Origin of the sequence: Sphingomonas sp. UBA978 (genome assembly GCF_002292295.1) — a bacterium.
In the GTDB taxonomy this organism is placed as follows: domain Bacteria; phylum Pseudomonadota; class Alphaproteobacteria; order Sphingomonadales; family Sphingomonadaceae; genus Sphingomonas.
Window position 1 is genome coordinate 507028 of record NZ_DBBS01000021.1, and the last position, 17858, is coordinate 524885.

Here is a 17858-nt window from a genome sequence, read left to right on the forward strand (position 1 = left end):
TCGACGTTGGATAGAAAGGGACGTGGATGCGGTGGGCGCCACGCCTCTGCGTCCTCTGCGCGACCCATTGACGTGGAAGGTCGCGTCAGACCAGCGTGGCGTGGGCGATGCCGGTTTCCAGTCCGCGCAGTTCGGCGAGGCCGCGCATCCGGCCGAGCAGCGAATAGCCGGGATTGGTGTGCTTGCCGAGGTCGTCGAGCATCTGGTGGCCGTGATCGGGGCGCATCGGGATGCTGCGGCCGGTGCGGCGCTGCAGCCGCTGGACCGCGGCGACCACGGCGGGCATCCGCGCGTCGCCGCCGAGATGCACCGCCTCGTGGAACGCGCCCTGCGGCTCGCGCTGGACGGCGCGCAGGTGGAGGAAGCCGATCCGGTCGCCGAGCCGGTCGACCATGCCGGGCAGGTCGTTGTCGGCGCGCACTCCGAACGAACCGGTGCACAGGCACAGCCCGTTCGACGGATTGGGCACGGCCGCGAACAGCGCCGCGACGTCAGCCTCGGTGCTGACGACGCGGGGCAGGCCGAACAGCGGGAAGGGGGGATCGTCCGGGTGGACGACCAGCTGCACGCCCGCCGCGTCGGCGACGGGACAGACCGCCTCGAGAAAGGCGACGTGGTTGGCGCGCAGCCGGTCGGCGTCGATGCCGTCATAGGTGCCGATCGCTTCGAGGAAGGCGGCAGCGGTGAAGCTTTCCTCGCTGCCCGGCAGGCCGGCAATGATCGTGCGTTCGAGCCGGTGCCGCGCATCGGCGTCGAGCGCGGCGAAGTGGCGGTCGGCGGCGGCGATCATCTCCGGCGAATAGTCGCGCGCCGCGCCCGGGCGGCGGAGGATGTGGAGGTCGAACGCCGCCACCGCCGCCATCTCGAAGCGCAGCGCCAGCGCGCCGTCGGGCAGCGGCCAGGCCAAATCGGTCCGCGTCCAGTCGAGCAGCGGCATGAAATTATAGGTGACGACGCGGATGCCGCAGGCGGCGAGATGGCGCAGGCTGTCGCGATAGGCGTGGATCAGGCGATCCCAGTCGGGCCCGCGGCGCTTGATCTCCTCATGCACCGGCAGGCTCTCGACCACCGTCCAGTCGAGCCCCGCCGCCTGCACCATCGCCCGGCGCGCGGCGATCGCCTCCTGCGGCCAGACCGCGCCGTTGGGGAGGTCGTGCAGCGCGGTGACGACCTCGCGCGCGCCCGCCTGGCGGATGTCGCGCAGGCTCACGGGGTCGGCGGGGCCGAACCAGCGCATCGTCTGCGTCATCATCACGGGCTCACCGGCCATCACATCGCCTCACGTCGTTCCATCGGCTGCCGGGAAATGGCACCGAGGCTGACGCTTAACGGGTGAAATTTGGCCTGTCCAGATTGGTATGACCACCTGCGACAGCGATAAGCGTTTGCGTTATCGGCGCGGCCCCAGCGTGCGCCGTACCGCATCCCGCCAGCCGGCGACGAGCGGCGCGCGCGCCTCCGCCGTCATGTCCGGCTCGAAGCAGCGCTCGCGCGACCACAGCGTCGACAGATGGTCGAGCCCCGACCAGACGCCGGTCGCGAGGCCGGCGTGGAAGGCGGCGCCGCGGGCGGTCGTTTCTAAGTCGTCGGGGCGCTCGACCGGCGTGTCGATCATGTCGGCGAGGAAGCCGCACAGCCAGTCGTTCGCCGCCATGCCGCCGTCAACGCGCAGGATCGCGGGCCGGCCGCCGCCGTCCGCCGCCATCGCCTCGACGAGGTCCATCGTCTGGAACGCCACCGCCTCCAGCGCCGCGCGCGCCAGATGCGCCGCGCCCGCGCCCAGCGTCAGGCCGTAGATCGCGCCGCGCGCCTCCGGGTCCCAATGCGGCGCGCCGAGGCCGGCGAAGGCCGGGACCATATAGACGCCATGATTGTCGGGAATGCGGGTCGCGAGGTCGTCGGTCTGGCTGGCGTGGGTGATGACGCCGATACCGTCGCGCAGCCACTTCACCGCCGCACCCGCGACGAAGATCGACCCCTCCAGCGCATAGGTCGTCCGTCCGTCGAGCCGGTAGGCGGGGGTGGTGAGCAGGCGATGCTGCGATTCGACCGCCTCCTCGCCGGTGTTGAGCAGCATGAAACAGCCGGTGCCATAGGTGGATTTGGCCATGCCCGGATCGAAGCACGCCTGCCCGAACAGCGCCGCCTGCTGGTCGCCGGCGATCCCCGCCACCGGCACGGCCGCGCCGAGCAGGGCGGGGTCGGTGGTGCCGTAGAGGTGCGCATTGTCGTGGACCTGCGGCAGCATCGCCTCGGGCACGCGGAGCAGGCGGCACAATTCGGCGTCCCAACACTGGCGGTGGATGTCGTAGAGCATCGTCCGCGAGGCGTTGGTGATGTCGGTCGCGTGCACAGCACCCCCGGTCAGCCGCCAGAGCAGGAAGCTGTCGATCGTCCCGAAGGCGAGGTCGCCGCGCTCGGCGCGGGCGCGGGCGCCGGCGACATGGTCGAGCATCCAGGCGATCTTGGTCGCGGAGAAATAGGGGTCGATCAGCAGCCCGGTCCGCGCCCGCACCAGATCCTCGGCGCCGTCCGCCTTCAGTTCCTGACAGCGCGGCGCACCGCGCCGGTCCTGCCAGACGATCGCGCGATGGATCGGCTCGCCGGTCGCCCGGTCCCAGACGACCGCCGTCTCGCGCTGGTTGGTGATGCCGATCGCGGCAAGGTCCTGCGCGGTCAGCCCGCTCGCCGCCAGTGCGTCGCGCGCCGTAGCGAGCGCGTCGCGCCAGATGTCCTCTGGGTCGTGCTCGACCCAGCCCGGCTGGGGATAATGCTGCGCGAATTCGGCCTGTGCGATGCCGACCCGCCGTGCCGCGTGATCGAAGACGATGCTGCGCGTCGACGTGGTGCCCTGATCGATCACCAGGATATGCGTCTTGGCCACGTCGCCTCTCCCATAGTATTTCGCTCGAAAGTTCGGATCGTTTCGAACGAAGGTCAAGTGTTTCGGTTCGTCGCGGGATGCGTTAGGCTCGCCGACGACAACGAAGGGTGTAGCACGATGGAGCGATGGCCGGACGACCCCCTGGACCTGCTCATCGTCGGCGGCGGCATCAACGGCACCGGCATCGCCCGCGACGCCGCCGGACGCGGCCTGTCGGTGCTGCTGGTCGAGCAGGACGATCTCGCCAGCCACACCTCCTCGGCGTCGACCAAGCTGATCCACGGCGGGCTCCGCTACCTCGAATATGGCGAATTCCGGCTGGTGCGCGAGGCGCTGATCGAGCGCGAACGGCTGTGGGGCATGGCGCCGCACATCATCTGGCCGCTGCGCTTCGTCCTGCCGCAGACCCAATCGCCGCGCCCCGCCTGGATGGTACGGCTCGGCCTGTTCCTCTACGATCACCTCGGCGGGCGGAAGCGCCTGCCGGGCACGCAGAGCGTCGCGCTCGCCGCCTCGCCGCTGGGGGCGGGGCTGTCGCCGCGGGCGGGCAGGGCGTTCGTCTATTCGGACTGCTGGGTCGAGGACAGCCGCCTCGTCGTGCTCAACGCGCTCGACGCGGCGGAGCGTGGCGCGACGATCGCCACCCGCACGCGCCTGATCGCCGCGAGCCGGACGGGCACGGGCTGGACCGCCGATCTGGAACAGGCGGACGGCACCCGCCGGCAGGTCGCGGCGCGCGCGCTGGTCAACGCCGCCGGGCCGTGGGTCGCCGACGTGATCGGACGGACAGCGGGCGCACGCAACGACCGGTCGGTGCGGCTGGTCAAGGGCAGCCATATCGTCGTGCCGCGCCTCTACGAGGGCGATCACGCCTTCATGCTGCAGAATGCCGATCGCCGCATCGTCTTCGCCATCCCCTATGAGGGCGCGTTCACGCTGGTCGGCACCACCGACGAGCCATGGACCGACCCGCCCGGCCGCGCGACGATCGACGCGGAGGAGACGCGCTATCTGCTCGACACCATCCGCCATTATTTCGCGCGCCCGGTGGCGGCGGCGGATATCGTCTGGAGCTATTCGGGAATCCGGCCGCTCTACGACGACAAGGCGGCCAATGCCTCCGCGGTGACGCGCGACTATGTCCTCGATCTCGACGCGGACGAGGGGCGGGCGCCGATGCTGAGCGTCTATGGCGGCAAGATCACCACCTATCGCAAGCTCGCCGAACATGCGCTGCGCGATCTCGCGCCGCTGTTGCCCGACGCAGGTCCGGCGTGGACCGCGGGCGCGCCGCTGCCCGGCGGTGACATGCCCGATGCCGATTTCGGGCGGTTCGCGGACGCACTGGCGGCACGCCATCCGCAATTGCCGCCGGCGCTGCTGCGCCGCCTCGCCCGGGCCTATGGCACGCGGGTGGAGGCGATCCTCGCGAGCGCCGCGACCGTGGAGGACCTTGGCCCCGATCTCGGTGGCGGGCTGCATGCGGCGGAGGTCGATTATCTCGTCGCGCACGAATGGGCGCGCACCGTGGAGGACGTGCTGTGGCGCCGCAGCAAGCTCGGCCTGCACGTGCCCGCCGGCACCGCGGAGCGGCTGGCGGCGTATCTCGCATGAGCGACGCGGACGTGCCGACGCGCCATGCGCGCATCGTCGATCTCGCGCGGCAGGCGGGGCGCGTCTCGGTCGAGGGGCTGGCCGATACGCTCGGCGTGACGCCGCAGACGATCCGAAAGGACCTGACGTCGCTCGAACGCCGCGCCTTGCTCACCCGCGTCCATGGCGGTGCGGTGCCGGGTTCGGGGACCGACAATCTCGCCTATGCCGAGCGGCGCGGTATCGCCGTCGCCGCAAAATCGGCGATTGGCGCGGCCGCGGCGGCGCTGGTCCCGGACGGGGCCAGCCTGTTCATCAACATCGGCACCACCACCGAGGCGATCGCCCGCCATCTGGTCGACCGGACCAGGCTGATGGTCATCACCAACAACCTCAACGTCGTCGACATCCTCGCCGACCGGCCGGGGATCGCGGTGATCGCTGCCGGCGGTCGCGTCCGCCCGAGCGACCGCGCGGTGACCGGCGGCATCGCGATGGACTTCATCCGCGGCTTCAAGGTCGATATCGCGCTGATCGGCGCATCGGGGATCGAAGCCAATGGCGACTTCCTCGATTACGACGTGGACGAGGTGCGCGTGTCGCAGACGATCATCCATAACGCGCGTCAGGTGATCCTGGCGATCGACGCCTCCAAGCTCGACCGGCCGGCGCCCGTGCGCATCGGCACCCTCGACGATATCGACTGGCTGGTGACCGATCGCGCGCCACCGGCGTTGCGCGCCGCCTGCGTCGCGGCGGGCGTCCGTATCGCCGAAACCGATGCCGACCGGGGTGGCACTGCCGCGGCGTGACACGCACGGGCGACGTTGCACCTGCGAAACGGCTTTCGTCCGGGTGGCGGGTCGGCTAGGGGCGCGCGCATGGTACACAAACGCAACGTGATCGCCGCACGACTGCCCCAGCCCGAATTCGACGGCCGGTGGGGCCTGCGTTCGGCGCTGGACGGCCGGTGGCTGCCGGTGGTCTATGCCAGCGAGGCGGAGGCGAGCGCCGCCGCCAGCGGCCTTCGCGCGTCGCCCGTCAACGACAATGGCTCGGTGCCGTCCGCGCGGCTGTCATGGGGCTGACACAGCGCTGAGCTAAGGGTCGCCTCCGTCATCCGGAGGTCGAAATCGTGAAGAGTGCCAGCCCGTTGATGGCCGACGAACTGGTCGCCTGCGTCGCGAGCGGCATCCCCGCGACGCCGGCGCAGGTCTCGCATCTCGCGGCGCGGATCTGGGCGGAGGCGGCATGCCACCGCTCCGCCTTTGCATGGGGCGACCTGCCGCCCGGTGCGGCGGACCGGACGTTCGCCCTGCGATCGGCGACGTTGGCGCTGAACGGCGGCTGATCGAGAGCCGTTCGCGAGGGACGCGAACTTTTTTGGGTTCGGGCCGGGTCAGGCGACCATGGCTTCGCCGGCATGAATGACGTCTGAGCGGGTTTTCGACGGTGATGGGTTTCGACTTCGCCGCGCGTCGCTGCCGATGGCTGTGACAGCCGCCGCTGGTGACCCCTACGAGAATCGAACTCGTGCTTACGCCGTGAGAGGGCGTCGTCCTAACCGCTAGACGAAGGGGCCATGTGCGGTGAAGCGCGCTCCTAAGCGGCGGGCGGTGGGGCGTCAAGAGACTTCTCTCGACGCCCCACCGGAAACGCGTCAGGCGGCGGCCCGGCGGCGCTCCGCCATTTCCTCGTTGAGCATCTCGGCGAGCAGGAACGCGAGTTCCAGGCTCTGCCCCGCATTGAGGCGCGGGTCGCAATGCGTGTGGTAGCGGTCGGCGAGCGACTGTTCGGTGACGTCGATCGCGCCGCCGGTGCATTCGGTGACGTTCTGGCCGGTCATTTCGGCATGGATGCCGCCGGCATGCGTCCCCTCGGCGCGGTGGACGGCGAAGAAGCCGCGCACCTCGGCGAGGATGCGGTCGAACGGCCGCGTCTTGTAGCCGGTCACCGCCTTGACGGTGTTGCCGTGCATCGGATCGCAGCTCCACACCACCGGATGCCCCTCGAGCGTCACCGCGCGCACCAGCTTCGGCAGATGCGTTTCGATCTTGTCATAGCCGTAGCGGGTGATGAGCGTCATCCGCCCCGGCACCCGGCCCGGATTGAGCGTGTCGAGCATGCGCAGCAGATTGTCCGGCTCCAGGCTGGGGCCGCACTTGACGCCGATCGGGTTGCCGATGCCGCGCAGGAATTCGACGTGCGCCGAGCCCTCGAAACGGGTGCGGTCGCCGATCCACAGGAAGTGCGCCGACGTGTCGTACCAGTCGCCGGTCAGCGAATCCTGCCGGGTCAGCGCCTGTTCGAACGGCAGCAGCAATGCTTCGTGGCTGGTGTAGAAATGCGTCTGCGCGAGCTGCGGCACCGTCTCGGGATCGATCCCGCAGGCGGCCATGAATTCGAGCGCCTCGCCGATCCGGTCCGCCGTCTCGGCATATTTCTTCGTCCACGGGCTGCGGCCCATGAAGTCGTGCGTCCAGCGATGGACCTGATGCAGATTGGCATAGCCGCCCTGCGCGAAGGCGCGCAGCAGGTTGAGCGTCGCCGCCGATTGCGAATAGGCGCGGATCATCCGCTGCGGATCGGGGATGCGGCTTTCGGCGGTGAAGGCGATGTCGTTGACGTTGTCGCCGCGATAGCTCGGCAGTTCGACGCCATCGATCGTCTCGTTGGGCGCGGAGCGGGGCTTGGCGAACTGGCCCGCCATCCGGCCGAGCTTCACCACCGGCAGCTTCGAGGCGAAGGTCAGCACGACCGCCATCTGCAGGATGACGCGGAAGGTGTCGCGAATGTTGTTGGCGCTATGTTCCGCGAACGATTCGGCGCAGTCGCCGCCCTGCAGCAGGAACGCCTTGCCCTCGGCGACCTTGCCCAGTTCCGCGGTCAGGTTGCGCGCCTCGCCGGCGAAGACGAGCGGCGGAAACGTCTCCAGCGCGTCGGTCGCGCGGGTGAGCGCGGCGGCATCGGGATAGTCGGGGAGCTGGCGGGCCTCGGCCTTGGTCCAGCTGTCGGGGGCCCAGTTCGCGGCCATAATCATGTCGTCCTTCGGGGTGTAAACGCCGGGCGACATGCGCCCAAAACGGTCTTTGCGCAATGAAGGAACGCTTGGGGGTGGCGATGGTCATGGCGTGCCGGCCCCGCTAGAGGAGCGCGATGAGCAAGCTGACGATGCGCCTCGCCCTGGTTGCGCTGGCGACCGCGACCCCTGCGATCGGCGTGGCGGCGGACGACACCGCCGCGACCTTCGACGCGCTGCGCGCGGTGGACGGGCGGATGGCGGGGATCGCCTATCGCCTGACGACCGCCAATGCGACGCTGTGCCGCGACCGGGCGCCGACGCCGGGCTGGGCGATCCATGCGATCGGGCAATATGACGCCGGTTTGCGCGATCAGGCGCGGCGCAGCTTCGGCTTCGAAACGCCGATCGCTGTGGAGACGGTGGTGCCGGGCTCGCCCGCCGCGAGCGCCGGCGTGCGCGCCAATGACGGCATCGTGTCGGTCGACGGCCGGCCGCTCGACGCCGTACCGCCGGCGAAGGGGGCGAGCAGCGCCGGCCGCGACGCGGCGGTGGACGCGATCGCGGCGCTGCCGGCCGACCGCCCGCTCGACATGGTGCTGCGGCGCGACGGGCAGACGCGCACCGTCCGCATCCCCGCATCGCCGGGGTGCCGCAGCGCGTTCGAGGTGCTGCTCGGGCCGGGGATGGAGGCGTCCGCCGACGGCCGGATCGTCCAGATCGGCGTCCGCTTCTTCGAACGCTACAGCGACGACGAGGTCGCGGTGGTGGTCGCGCACGAGCTGTCGCACAATATCCTGCATCATGCCCGCCGGCTCGACGCGGCGGGCGTCAAGCGCGGGTTGCTGGCGGAGGTGGGGCGCAACGGCCGGCTGTTCCGGCTGACCGAGGATCAGGCGGACCTGCTCGGCATGTATCTGCTGCGCAACGCCGGCTACGATCCGCAGATCGCGGTGCGCTTCTGGCGCGATCACGGCGGCGACGTCGACGGCGGGCTGTTCCGCAGCCGCACGCACCCCTCGTCCACCGCGCGCGCGAAGGCGATCGAGGCGGAGATCGCGCGGATCCCGGCGGGGGCGGGGCGGCCGTACGTGCCGCCGCTGATCGCCGACGCGGAACGCCCGCTTCAATAGCCGGATGCGAGGTCGGCGACGTTGCGCATCGGCCGGCCGGCGACGAAGGCATGCGCGTTTTCGAGGAACAGTGCGGCGCCGCGCTGGAACATCTGGGTCTGGCTGCGGCCGGACATGTGCATGGAGATCATGCAATTGGGTGCGGTCCACAGCGGGTGGCCGGCGGGCAAAGGTTCGGGATCGGTGGGATCGAGGAAGGCGCCGGCGATGCTGCCGTCGGTAAGCGCAGCGTGGAGCGCCTGCTGGTCGATCATGTCGCCCCGGGCGATGTTGACGAGCCATGCCGAGGGCTTCATCGCCGCCAGCTCCTGCGCACCGATCAGCGCCTTGGTGGCGTCGGTCGAGGGCGCGGCGAGCACCAGCCAGTCATAGTCGCCGAGCCGTTCCACCCAGGCATCGGGCGTCAGCGTGCCGTCGCGCCCCGACCGGGTGACGCCGGTCACCTCGACCCCGAACGCCGCCAGCCGGTCGCCGATCAACCGCCCGATCGTGCCGTAGCCGACCACCAGCGTTTTGGTGCCGTCGAGCTCGATCTTGCCCGGCGCGTCCTTGAGCCAGTCCTGCCGGTCGGCGGCGCGGAGCACCACGTCGAGCCGCTTCGCCGCTGCCAATATGCCGAGCACCGCATATTCGGCTACCGTGACCGCGTTGATCCCGGCGCCGTTGGTCAGCGTCACATCCCGGTCGCGCAGCAGATCGAGCGGGAAGGCATCGAGGCCGGCATAGATGGTCGACACCCATTTGAGATCCGGCCCCGCCGCGCGGATCGCGTCGGCGACCAGCGCGGTCGGTTGCATGTCGACCCAGGCGATCGCCGCATCCGCGATCATCGCGTTCGCTTCCGCGGGCGTCGTGAACCACGCCGGCGCGATGGCGGCGGGCAGATGCGGTTCGAGCAAGCCGCGTGCGACGGCGGGGAGCACTGCCTTCATGATATGACCTTCCAGTCCCAGCCCAGCGGATCGCCGTCCATCACCTCGACGCCCAGCGCCGCGAGTTCGTCCCGGATCGCGTCGGAGCGCGGGAAATCCTTCGCCGCCCGCGCCTCGCGTCGTTCGACCAGCCGCGCGGCGACCCCCGCCGCGTCGATCCCGGCATCCTTCGGTCGCACACGCAGATCCTCGCGCGACAGCGTCAGCAGGCCGAGCCCGAGCACCGCGTCGAAATCGGCCAGCGCCGCCAGCCGGTCGGCCGGACCGATCCGCTTGTCGGCGAGCAGTTCGTCAAGCACCGGCAGGGCCTTTGGCGTGTTGAGATCGTCGGACAGGGCCGCATCCAGCCGCTCGGCATAGGGTTGCGCGGACGCCGCCCCCTTCGCCTCGCCGCGGGCGCGCAGCGCCGCGACCGTCTGCACCAGCCGCTTCAGCCGCGTCTGCGCCGCCGCCAGATTGTCCCACGAAAATTCCAGCTCGCTGCGATAATGCGCCTGCAGGCACATCAGGCGATAGGCGAGGGGGTGGAAACCGCGCTCGACCAGCGCCGGCAGGATCAGGAATTCGCCCGACGACTTGGACATCTTGCCCGCCCGGTCGACGAGGAAGTTGTTGTGCATCCACACCGTCGCGCCGCTGTCGGCGGTGCCGCTATAGGCCTGGTTCTGCGCGATCTCGTTGGGGTGGTGGATCTCGCGATGGTCGATGCCGCCGGTATGGATGTCGAAATGGGGCCCAAGATACTGGCGGCTCATCACCGAACATTCGAGGTGCCAGCCCGGTGCGCCGCGGCCCCAGGGGCTGTCCCATTCCATCTGCCGGTTCTCGCCCGGCGCGCTCGTCCGCCAGATCGCGAAATCGGCGGCGTGGCGCTTGCCCTCGACCGTCTGGATCCGCCCCTCGACCGGCCCCTCGTCGCGCACGCCCGCCAGCCGGCCGTAGTCGGGCACCGTCGAGGTGTCGAAATAGAGCCCGTCCGGCAAGCGGTAGCAATGCTTGTCGGCGATCGCCTCGCCGAACGCGATCATCCCCTCGACATGGTCGGTCGCCAGCGGAAAGCGCGCCGGATCGCGGACGTTGAGGTCCCTGAGGTTCGCCTTGAACGCCTGCGTATAATGGTCGGCGACCGCCCAGATATCCTGGCCGCTCGCCTTCGCCGCCGCCTCCATCTTGTCGTCGCCGGCATCGGCGTCGCTGGTCAGGTGGCCGACGTCGGTGATGTTGATGATGTGGGTGAGGCCATGGCCCTTCCACGTCAGCGTCCGCCCCAGCGTGTCGGTGAACAGATAGGCGCGCAGATTGCCGAGATGGGCGTAGTGATAGACCGTCGGCCCGCACGAATAGATGCGCACGTTGGCCGGATCGGCGGGCTGGAACAGCTCGAGGCTGCGGGTCAGGCTGTTGTAGAGCGTCAGCGGCGTCATGCCGTATGCCTTAGCCCGCCCCGCACGCCGCCGCCAAGGCTTAGCGCGCCAGTCCGATCAGCGCGCTGCCGGTATAGCCCGCCGCGACGCTGCCGGTCAGCGTCGGGATCTGCTGCGCCAGCTGCGCGGCGCTGTTGTCGCCGAACACATTGTCGCTGGACAGCGACACGCGGGCGAAATTGGTCGCGCTCGACGGATAGGTCGCGGTGTCGGCATAGACCGTGCTGCACACCGCCGCCGGGATCGCCAGCTGCGACACCAGCGAGGCGTAGCGGCCGCTGGTGGCGGTCGACAGGCTGGAGAAGACCTCGAAGTGGATGTGCGGCCAGCGGCCGTCGTAACAGCCCGGGACGATCATCGTGAACGTCACCTGCCCGTTGGCGTCGGTGACCTGGATACCGCGCAGATAGCTTTCCGCCGCGACCGTATAGAGCGAATAGCGGCCCTGCCGGTCGCAGCACCAGATGTAGACCGCATAGCCCGCCAGCGGCGCGCAGCTCGCGTTGACGTTCACCACGGTCAGCGTCAGCGTCAGCGTGACGCCGGTGGCGACCGTGTTGGTGCCGAGGAAACTCGACCGGATGTCGCTGCGGACGATCCCGCTCGCGGTCAGCGCGTTGCTGGTCGATCCCGACGAGGTGTTGGTGCCGTCGGCGGGGTAGGGGCCGTTGGTTTCGGTCGGATCGACGAGGCAGCCGGTCGCCGTCGCTGTCGCGGTGGGCGTGGGTGTCGCCGTCGTGGTGGCGGTCGGGGTCGGCGTGGCCGTGGCGGTGCCGCTGACCACCGCGACGCTGCCGCTCTCCGATCCGCTGCCGCCGCAGCCGGCGACCAGCGCCGCGGTACCGGCGCCCGCGAACCATTTCAGCGCCCGCCGCCGCGCTACCTGCGCCTCGAGCAGCGGCAGGTCGTCGGCGAGGCTATGACCGTGCGCATGGGGGCCGTGCGCATGGGAACCGTGTGCATGGGGGCTGTCTGTATCGTGATGCGGCATGAGGGTTCCTCCCGGTGATGTGAGGGAAGGCATGTCGCAGCCAGATCACCGCGATATGTCCGGTGCGGCTGGTTTTGTTTCACCATGTTGCAGCGGCATCGCCGGCAGGCGTCCGGCGCGACGCGCGTGGTCGCCGCCCCCGACCGATCCCGAGGTCGCGCCTATCGACGAGCCTCGCGCCGAGCCGGATCCCGTCATTGCGAGCGCAGCGAAGCAATCCAGAGCCGGACCCGGACGTCCTGGATTGCTTCGCTGCGCTCGCAATGACGGATGGGTGGAACAGCCACCCGATCATGCTGTCCCTGTCTGCATTCGTGGGTGACCGATGGGCTGCACGAACCGGCAGATAAGACCGGACGGTTGCATCTCGATGCCGAACCGCCGGGCAATCCCCAAACGAAAAAAGGCGACGCCGCAGCGTCGCCCTTATCTGGTGCGAATTGACACTTGTTAACTGCCAGACCGCGATCTCTGAGAACTCGGAATGCCTTCTCCGGTAGATGTCGTCAAGTGGCGATTGCTCCACGTCGGTTCGATCCGGACGCAGATCCTGCTTGACGTCGATAGAGCAGCTTGCACGATGGCAACGAACACCGGGGGTTACAGACGATGGGACAGGATAATCGGCCATGGCGCCTTGGCGTCGACCTCGGCGCGAATTCACTCGGCTGGGTGGCGATCGAACTCGATGCGCCGGTCGATGGCAAGCCCGTATCGATCCTCGCCGCCGGTTCTCGCATCTTCAGCTCGGGTGCGAACGGGGCCGGCCGCGACGCCAAGTCCGGCGAGTCCCTCGCCGTCGCGCGCCGTGACGCACGGGCGATGCGACGGCGTCGCGATCGGTTCCAGCAGCGCCAGCGCGGGCTGCTCAAATATCTCGTCGCGGACGGCCTGTTCCCCGCGGAGGAGGAGGAACGCAAGGCGCTGGCCGCGCTCGATCCCTATGCGCTGCGGGCCCGCGCGCTGGACGAGGCGCTGACCCTGCCCGAACTCGGTCGGGCGCTGTTCCACCTCAACCAGCGTCGCGGCTTCAAATCGAACCGCAAGGCGGATCGCAAGGCCGACGACGACGCCGGCAAGATCGCGGTCGGGATCGATCGCACCCGCGAGGCTATCGCCGAGGCGGAGGAAAAAGCCGGTGCCGAACCGGGCAGCTGGACCTACGGCAAATGGCTGCACGAACGCCGCGCCTCGGCGAGCGATGCCAACGCCATCCCGAGCGTCCGCACCCGCCTGCGCCCCGAAACCGGCGAGGGCGCGAAGGGCGACGGCTACGACTTCTATCCCGGCCGCGCCCTGATCGCGGAGGAATTCGACGCAATCTGGCAGGCGCAGGCGCCGCATCATCCCGACGTGCTGACCGACCAGGTCTATGCGCGCCTGCACGAGATCGTCTTTGACCAGCGCCCGCTGAAGGCGCCGCAGATCGGCATGTGCACGCTGATCGCCGGTGACCGCCGCCTGCCCAAGGCGCACCCCTTGTTCCAGCGCCGCCGGCTGCTGGAAGAAATCAACGCGCTGATGATCGTCCGTCCCGGCGAGGTCGCGCAGCGCCTGACCCGCGAGGAACGCGACCGGCTGTACCTCAAGCTCAAGGACAAGGCGAAGGTCACCTTCCTGAGCCTGCGCAAGGAGTTGAAGCTCGACCCCGACGCCCGTTTCAACAAGGAGAGCGAGAACCGTCCCGACCTGAAGGGGGACGAGGTCGCCGCCGTCATGCAGGCGAAGACGCGCTTCGGCACGCGCTGGCTGCATCTGTCGGTCGAGGAGCAATGGGCGGTGATCGAGGCCCGCGAACAGGTCGAGAGCGATGCCGAGGATGCGACGTTCCGCGAGTGGCTTGCGGCGACCTACGATCTGACGCCGGAGCAGGCCCGCGCCATCGCCAACGCGCCCCGGCCGCAGGGCTATGGCCGTTTCGGGCAAACCGCCACCGAACGCCTGATCGACGCTTTGCGCGACGGCGAACGCGACGGGCGCGTGCTCGTCTACAGCGAGGCGGTGGCGGAGGCGGGGCTGGGGCATCACAGCGATCACCGCACCGGCGAGGTGTTCGAGGATGGGCAGGGCCGCCCGCAATTGCCCTATTATGGCGTCGCGCTGGAGCGGCATATCATGCCGGGCACCGGCGATCCCACCGATCCCGAGGAAATGCGGATCGGCCGCCTGACCAACCCGACCGTGCATATCGGGCTCAACCAGCTGCGTCGCGTCGTCAACCGCCTGATCCGGGCCTATGGTCCGCCGGCGGAGATCGCGATCGAACTCGCGCGCGAACTCAAGCTGACCGACGACGACAAGCAGCGGCAGAATCGCGAGAACAACACCAACCGCATCGCCTCCGAGCGCCGCTCCGAAAAGCTGATCGCGATCGGCCAGCCCGATACCGGCGGCAATCGCGCATTGTTGAAGTTGTGGGAAGAACTGAATGCCGACAACGTCCTCGACCGGCGCTGCGTCTATAGCGGCGTGCGGATCTCGATCGACATGCTGTTTTCCGCTGCGGTCGAGGTCGATCACATCCTGCCGTTCAGCGCGACGTTGGACGACAGCAACGGCAACAAGATCCTCTGCACGCGGGAGGCCAATCGCGACAAGCGCAAGCGCTCGCCCTATCAGGCATGGGGCCATACCGACCGCTGGGACGCCATAGCCGCCCGCGCGGCGCAACTGCCGCGCAACAAGCGCTGGCGGTTTGAACCGGACGCGATGGAGAAGTTCGCGGACGCCAGCGGCTTTCAGGCCCGGCATCTGGTCGACACGCAATATCTGGCGCGGCTGTCGCGCGAATATCTGGCGACGCTCTATCCGGGCAAGGGCGAGGGGAGTGGCCATGTCTGGGTATCGCCGGGTCGGCTGACCGAAATGGTGCGGCGCAAGCTCGGCCTCAACGACCTGCTGCCCGACCACAATTATGCGGGCGGTGCGGATCAGGCCAAGAACCGGCGCGATCATCGCCACCATGCGATCGACGCCGCGGTGGTCGCGATCGTCGACCGCGGGCTGCTCAACGAAATGTCCCGCGTGTCGGGGCAATTGGGTGCCGAGGGCCGCGAGAGGATCGAGGTGCCGCTGCCGTGGCCGAGCTTCCGCGACGACCTGCGCGATGCGATCAACGCCATCACCGTCAGCCATCGCACCGATCACGGCACCGTCTCCAAGGCCGGGCTCGCGAAGGGCAAGGACGCGACCGCCGGGCGGCTGCACAACGACACCGCTTACGGCCTGACCGGGGAGACGGACGCCAAGGGCAACAGCATCGTCGTCCGCCGGGTGCCGCTGGCCTCGTTCAAGAAGCTCGCCGACCTCGACCGGATCCGCGACACGGACCTGCGCGCCGCGCTCTATCGCCAGCTGGAAGGGCTGGAGGGCAAGGCATTCGAACGGGCACTCGCGGAATTCCCAGACCGCGATTGGCACCCTTATGGACGCATTCGCCGCGTCCGCGTCGTCGAACCGCTTGCCGTCATCCCGATCCGTGACCGGAATGGACATATCTACAAGGGCTATAAGGGCGATTCCAACTATCGTTACGACGTGTGGGAATTGCCGGACGGGAAGTGGGTGACGAGCTGGAAGGATCGCGAGGGCAAGGCGGTGTCGAGCGTCGTGTCGATGTTCGACGCGCACCAGTCCGCCGACCAGCCGCGACCGCATCCGGCCGCGCGCAAGGTGCTCAGCCTGCATCAGAACGACCTGCTCGCGATCGAACGCGACGGCGAGGCGCGGCGGCTGATGCGCGTCGTCAAGTTCGGGCAGAACGGGCAGATCACGCTCGCCGAGCCGCAGCAGGCGGGCGACCTCAAGCGTCGCGATGCCGCGTCGAACGACGACGATCCGTTCAAATATATCGCGCCGACCTGCGGCGGTCTGAAGAGCGCGCGGGCGCGGCAGGTGCGGGTCGACGAGCTCGGCCGCGTGCTCGATCCCGGGTTCCCGGCACGCACCGCCCGACGCGCGTCGCGGGGCTGACGGGCCGGGGAATGGAGCGGATCGTCGATATCGCCACCGACGGCCGCCATCTCTCCGCGCACCGCGGCTTCCTGATCGTGTCGGACAAACGCGTCGAGGTCGGCCGCATCCCGCTCGACGATATCGCCGCGATAATCGTGAATGCCCACGGCATCACCTGGTCCACCAACGTCGTCGTTGCGCTGGCGCAGCGCGGGGCGGTGATGCTGCTGTGCGGCTCCAATCACGCGCCGGTGGCGGTGTGCCTGCCGCTCGACGGCCATCACGCGCAGAACAGCCGGATGCGTGCGCAATGGGAGGCGGGGCGGCCGCTGTCCAAGCAATTGTGGCGACGGATCGTCATCGCCAAGATCCGCTGGCAGGCGGCGGCGCTGGAGGCGAACGGCGTATCCGCGACCGCCTTCGACTTTCTCGCGCGGCGTGTCGGATCGGGCGATCCCGACAATGTCGAGGCGCAGGCGGCGCGGCGGTATTGGCCGTTGCTGATGGGCGAGGGGTTTCGCCGCGATCGCGATGCGGACGACGTCAATGCCCTCCTCAATTACGGTTATACGGTGCTGCGTTCGCTGTGCGCACGGGCGGTGGTCGCGTCCGGGCTGCATCCGTCGATCGGCGTCCACCATGCCAACCGTACGAACCCATTCGCACTGGCCGACGACCTGATCGAGCCGTTCCGGGCGCTGGTCGACCTGCTCGCGGTGCGGCTGGTGGCGCGGGGTGTGACGACGCTGACCCCCGCGGCGAAGCACGCCTTCGCCGGGTTGATCGCGCTCGATTTGCCCGGGACGGATGGGACGACCACGGTTGCAGGCGCCGCCAACCGCGCGGCGCAAAGCCTCGCGCGTGCGTTCCAGAGTGGGCAGGCGGCCGACATCGTGCTGCCCGTCCCCCCGTCCGCGCTGGAACTGGCCGGGCTCGATACATTGATCGCGGCGTGACCGCGATCCAGCTCAGCGGATATCGCCTGATGTGGATCTTCGTGATGTTCGACCTGCCGGTGACCACGAAGGACCAGGCCCGCGCCGCCACCAAGTTTCGCGAATTCCTGCTCGACGAGGGGTTCGAGAAGAGCCAGTTCTCCGTCTACGCGCGCTTCTGCAACGGCAAGGAGCAGTTCGAGACGTATATGCGGCGGGTGGAATCGCATCTGCCCGATCGGGGCGAGGTGCACATCCTCAGTTTCACCGACCGGCAGTATGAGAATATCGTCCGCTTCTCGGGGCAGAGCCGCCGCAGGCCGCGGACGAATCCCGGCCAGCTGGCGCTATTTTGATGGATGCGGGGTGTTTTTTGGATTGGCGATCGGCCGCTATCGTGTTGAAGATCAATACGATAGCGGCTGATGCACTATAGCCGCTCAGAGATCGCGGTCTAGCGGCAACAGCTTCTGCGCGCCCTTCCACTTACGGGGCACTATAGCCGCTCAGAGATCGCGGTCTAGCGGCAACTGCCCGTTCCATCCGGCCCGCGCCACGCGACTATAGCCGCTCAGAGATCGCGGTCTAGCGGCAACTCAATCGCCGCTCGTTGTTGAGCTTGTGGTACTATAGCCGCTCAGAGATCGCGGTCTAGCGGCAACTGATCTGATACCGGCCAACGGACGCCGACAACTATAGCCGCTCAGAGATCGCGGTCTAGCGGCAACGCTACGACCGTTACGGCGCTCCCAAGGACCACTATAGCCGCTCAGAGATCGCGGTCTAGCGGCAACTCGTGGCTGGAGCCGTATGTCTATATCCAGCACTATAGCCGCTCAGAGATCGCGGTCTAGCGGCAACGATCGCACGCCTCGGCGAGGTGTTCGAGCAACTATAGCCGCTCAGAGATCGCGGTCTAGCGGCAACTGGGCGGGTTGCAGCACGAGGACGTGACGGACTATAGCCGCTCAGAGATCGCGGTCTAGCGGCAAC

At 68.8% G+C, this 17858-nt stretch carries 14 protein-coding genes, 1 tRNA gene and 1 CRISPR repeat array; of the genes, 8 read left to right on the forward strand and 7 right to left on the reverse strand.

Annotation, left to right across the window (positions count from 1 at the left end):
* Window positions 1-85: 85 nt before the first annotated feature.
* Both uxuA and glpK read right to left on the reverse strand, forming a co-directional pair.
* Entirely contained in the window at window positions 86-1270 is a 1185-nt protein-coding gene (gene uxuA, locus B2515_RS17215; RefSeq protein WP_293878454.1) for a mannonate dehydratase, read from the reverse strand.
* 120 nt (window positions 1271-1390) lie between these two features.
* Entirely contained in the window at window positions 1391-2884 is a 1494-nt protein-coding gene (glpK, locus tag B2515_RS17220; RefSeq protein ID WP_293878456.1) for a glycerol kinase GlpK, read from the reverse strand.
* Between the two features lie 117 nt (window positions 2885-3001).
* On the opposite strand from glpK, the gene B2515_RS17225 reads away from it, so the two are divergent.
* The 4 genes from B2515_RS17225 to B2515_RS17240 all read left to right on the forward strand — a co-directional run bounded on the left by B2515_RS17225 (window position 3002) and on the right by B2515_RS17240 (window position 5828).
* On the forward strand, window positions 3002-4498 hold the full coding sequence (locus B2515_RS17225) for a glycerol-3-phosphate dehydrogenase (protein ID WP_293878458.1): 1497 nt from the start codon (window positions 3002-3004) through the stop codon (window positions 4496-4498).
* A complete protein-coding gene (locus B2515_RS17230) occupies window positions 4495-5289 on the forward strand; it encodes a DeoR/GlpR family DNA-binding transcription regulator (RefSeq protein WP_293878460.1) in 795 nt (264 codons plus the stop codon). Before B2515_RS17225 ends, B2515_RS17230 begins: the two co-directional genes overlap by 4 nt.
* 69 nt (window positions 5290-5358) lie before the next feature.
* A complete protein-coding gene (locus tag B2515_RS17235; protein WP_293878462.1) occupies window positions 5359-5565 on the forward strand; it encodes a hypothetical protein in 207 nt (68 codons plus the stop codon).
* A 47-nt stretch (window positions 5566-5612) separates the two neighbouring features.
* Window positions 5613-5828 (forward strand): hypothetical protein, encoded by a 216-nt coding sequence (locus B2515_RS17240; protein ID WP_293878464.1) that lies wholly within the window; start codon window positions 5613-5615, stop codon window positions 5826-5828.
* Between the two features lie 156 nt (window positions 5829-5984).
* Here B2515_RS17240 and B2515_RS17245 read toward each other — a convergent pair.
* Window positions 5985-6059, reverse strand: a tRNA-Glu gene (locus tag B2515_RS17245).
* A 78-nt stretch (window positions 6060-6137) separates the two neighbouring features.
* Window positions 6138-7511 carry a class II 3-deoxy-7-phosphoheptulonate synthase gene (locus B2515_RS17250; RefSeq protein ID WP_293878466.1) on the reverse strand — a complete coding sequence of 458 codons (1374 nt, stop codon included), beginning with the start codon at window positions 7509-7511 and terminating at the stop codon, window positions 6138-6140.
* A gap of 122 nt (window positions 7512-7633) precedes the next feature.
* Between B2515_RS17250 and B2515_RS17255 the strand changes: the two genes are divergently transcribed.
* Window positions 7634-8629 carry a M48 family metallopeptidase gene (locus tag B2515_RS17255; RefSeq protein ID WP_293878468.1) on the forward strand — a complete coding sequence of 332 codons (996 nt, stop codon included), beginning with the start codon at window positions 7634-7636 and terminating at the stop codon, window positions 8627-8629.
* On the opposite strand, the gene B2515_RS17260 is transcribed toward B2515_RS17255, so the two are convergent.
* The 3 genes from B2515_RS17260 to B2515_RS17270 are packed head-to-tail and all read right to left on the reverse strand — an operon-like array spanning window position 8623 to window position 11976.
* Window positions 8623-9561, reverse strand: a complete 939-nt coding sequence (locus B2515_RS17260; RefSeq protein WP_293878470.1) for a D-2-hydroxyacid dehydrogenase — start codon at window positions 9559-9561, stop codon at window positions 8623-8625. The two genes, B2515_RS17255 and B2515_RS17260, sit on opposite strands and share 7 nt — an antisense overlap.
* Complete coding sequence (cysS, locus tag B2515_RS17265) at window positions 9558-10985, reverse strand: cysteine--tRNA ligase (protein ID WP_293878472.1); 1428 nt, start codon at window positions 10983-10985, stop codon at window positions 9558-9560. The genes B2515_RS17260 and cysS overlap by 4 nt, the downstream gene beginning before the upstream one ends.
* A gap of 40 nt (window positions 10986-11025) precedes the next feature.
* A complete protein-coding gene (locus B2515_RS17270) occupies window positions 11026-11976 on the reverse strand; it encodes an intradiol ring-cleavage dioxygenase (protein WP_293878474.1) in 951 nt (316 codons plus the stop codon).
* Between the two features lie 609 nt (window positions 11977-12585).
* On the opposite strand from B2515_RS17270, the gene cas9 reads away from it, so the two are divergent.
* The 3 genes from cas9 to cas2 are packed head-to-tail and all read left to right on the forward strand — an operon-like array spanning window position 12586 to window position 17221.
* The gene (cas9, locus tag B2515_RS17275) at window positions 12586-15948 is read left to right on the forward strand and encodes a type II CRISPR RNA-guided endonuclease Cas9 (protein WP_293878476.1); all 3363 of its coding nucleotides are present in this window, start codon (window positions 12586-12588) and stop codon (window positions 15946-15948) included.
* Between the two features lie 11 nt (window positions 15949-15959).
* Entirely contained in the window at window positions 15960-16886 is a 927-nt protein-coding gene (gene cas1, locus B2515_RS17280; RefSeq protein WP_293878478.1) for a type II CRISPR-associated endonuclease Cas1, read from the forward strand.
* Complete coding sequence (gene cas2, locus B2515_RS17285; RefSeq protein WP_293878480.1) at window positions 16883-17221, forward strand: CRISPR-associated endonuclease Cas2; 339 nt, start codon at window positions 16883-16885, stop codon at window positions 17219-17221. The genes cas1 and cas2 overlap by 4 nt, the downstream gene beginning before the upstream one ends.
* Window positions 17222-17294: 73 nt before the next feature.
* Window positions 17295-17858: direct repeats of the CRISPR family, unit length 36 nt; unit sequence ACTATAGCCGCTCAGAGATCGCGGTCTAGCGGCAAC.

What these genes read in the sequence shown, in the direction of transcription:
- uxuA (WP_293878454.1), bottom strand. Translation starts at nt 1,270, where the DNA reads ATGGCCGGTGAGCCCGTGATGATGACGCAGACGATGCGCTGGTTCGGC.
- B2515_RS17225 (WP_293878458.1), top strand. Translation starts at nt 3,002, where the DNA reads ATGGAGCGATGGCCGGACGACCCCCTGGACCTGCTCATCGTCGGCGGC.
- B2515_RS17230 (WP_293878460.1), top strand. Translation starts at nt 4,495, where the DNA reads ATGAGCGACGCGGACGTGCCGACGCGCCATGCGCGCATCGTCGATCTC.
- B2515_RS17235 (WP_293878462.1), top strand. Translation starts at nt 5,359, where the DNA reads ATGGTACACAAACGCAACGTGATCGCCGCACGACTGCCCCAGCCCGAA.
- B2515_RS17250 (WP_293878466.1), bottom strand. Translation starts at nt 7,511, where the DNA reads ATGGCCGCGAACTGGGCCCCCGACAGCTGGACCAAGGCCGAGGCCCGC.
- B2515_RS17255 (WP_293878468.1), top strand. Translation starts at nt 7,634, where the DNA reads ATGAGCAAGCTGACGATGCGCCTCGCCCTGGTTGCGCTGGCGACCGCG.
- B2515_RS17260 (WP_293878470.1), bottom strand. Translation starts at nt 9,561, where the DNA reads ATGAAGGCAGTGCTCCCCGCCGTCGCACGCGGCTTGCTCGAACCGCAT.
- cysS (WP_293878472.1), bottom strand. Translation starts at nt 10,985, where the DNA reads ATGACGCCGCTGACGCTCTACAACAGCCTGACCCGCAGCCTCGAGCTG.
- B2515_RS17270 (WP_293878474.1), bottom strand. Translation starts at nt 11,976, where the DNA reads ATGCCGCATCACGATACAGACAGCCCCCATGCACACGGTTCCCATGCG.
- cas9 (WP_293878476.1), top strand. Translation starts at nt 12,586, where the DNA reads ATGGGACAGGATAATCGGCCATGGCGCCTTGGCGTCGACCTCGGCGCG.
- cas1 (WP_293878478.1), top strand. Translation starts at nt 15,960, where the DNA reads ATGGAGCGGATCGTCGATATCGCCACCGACGGCCGCCATCTCTCCGCG.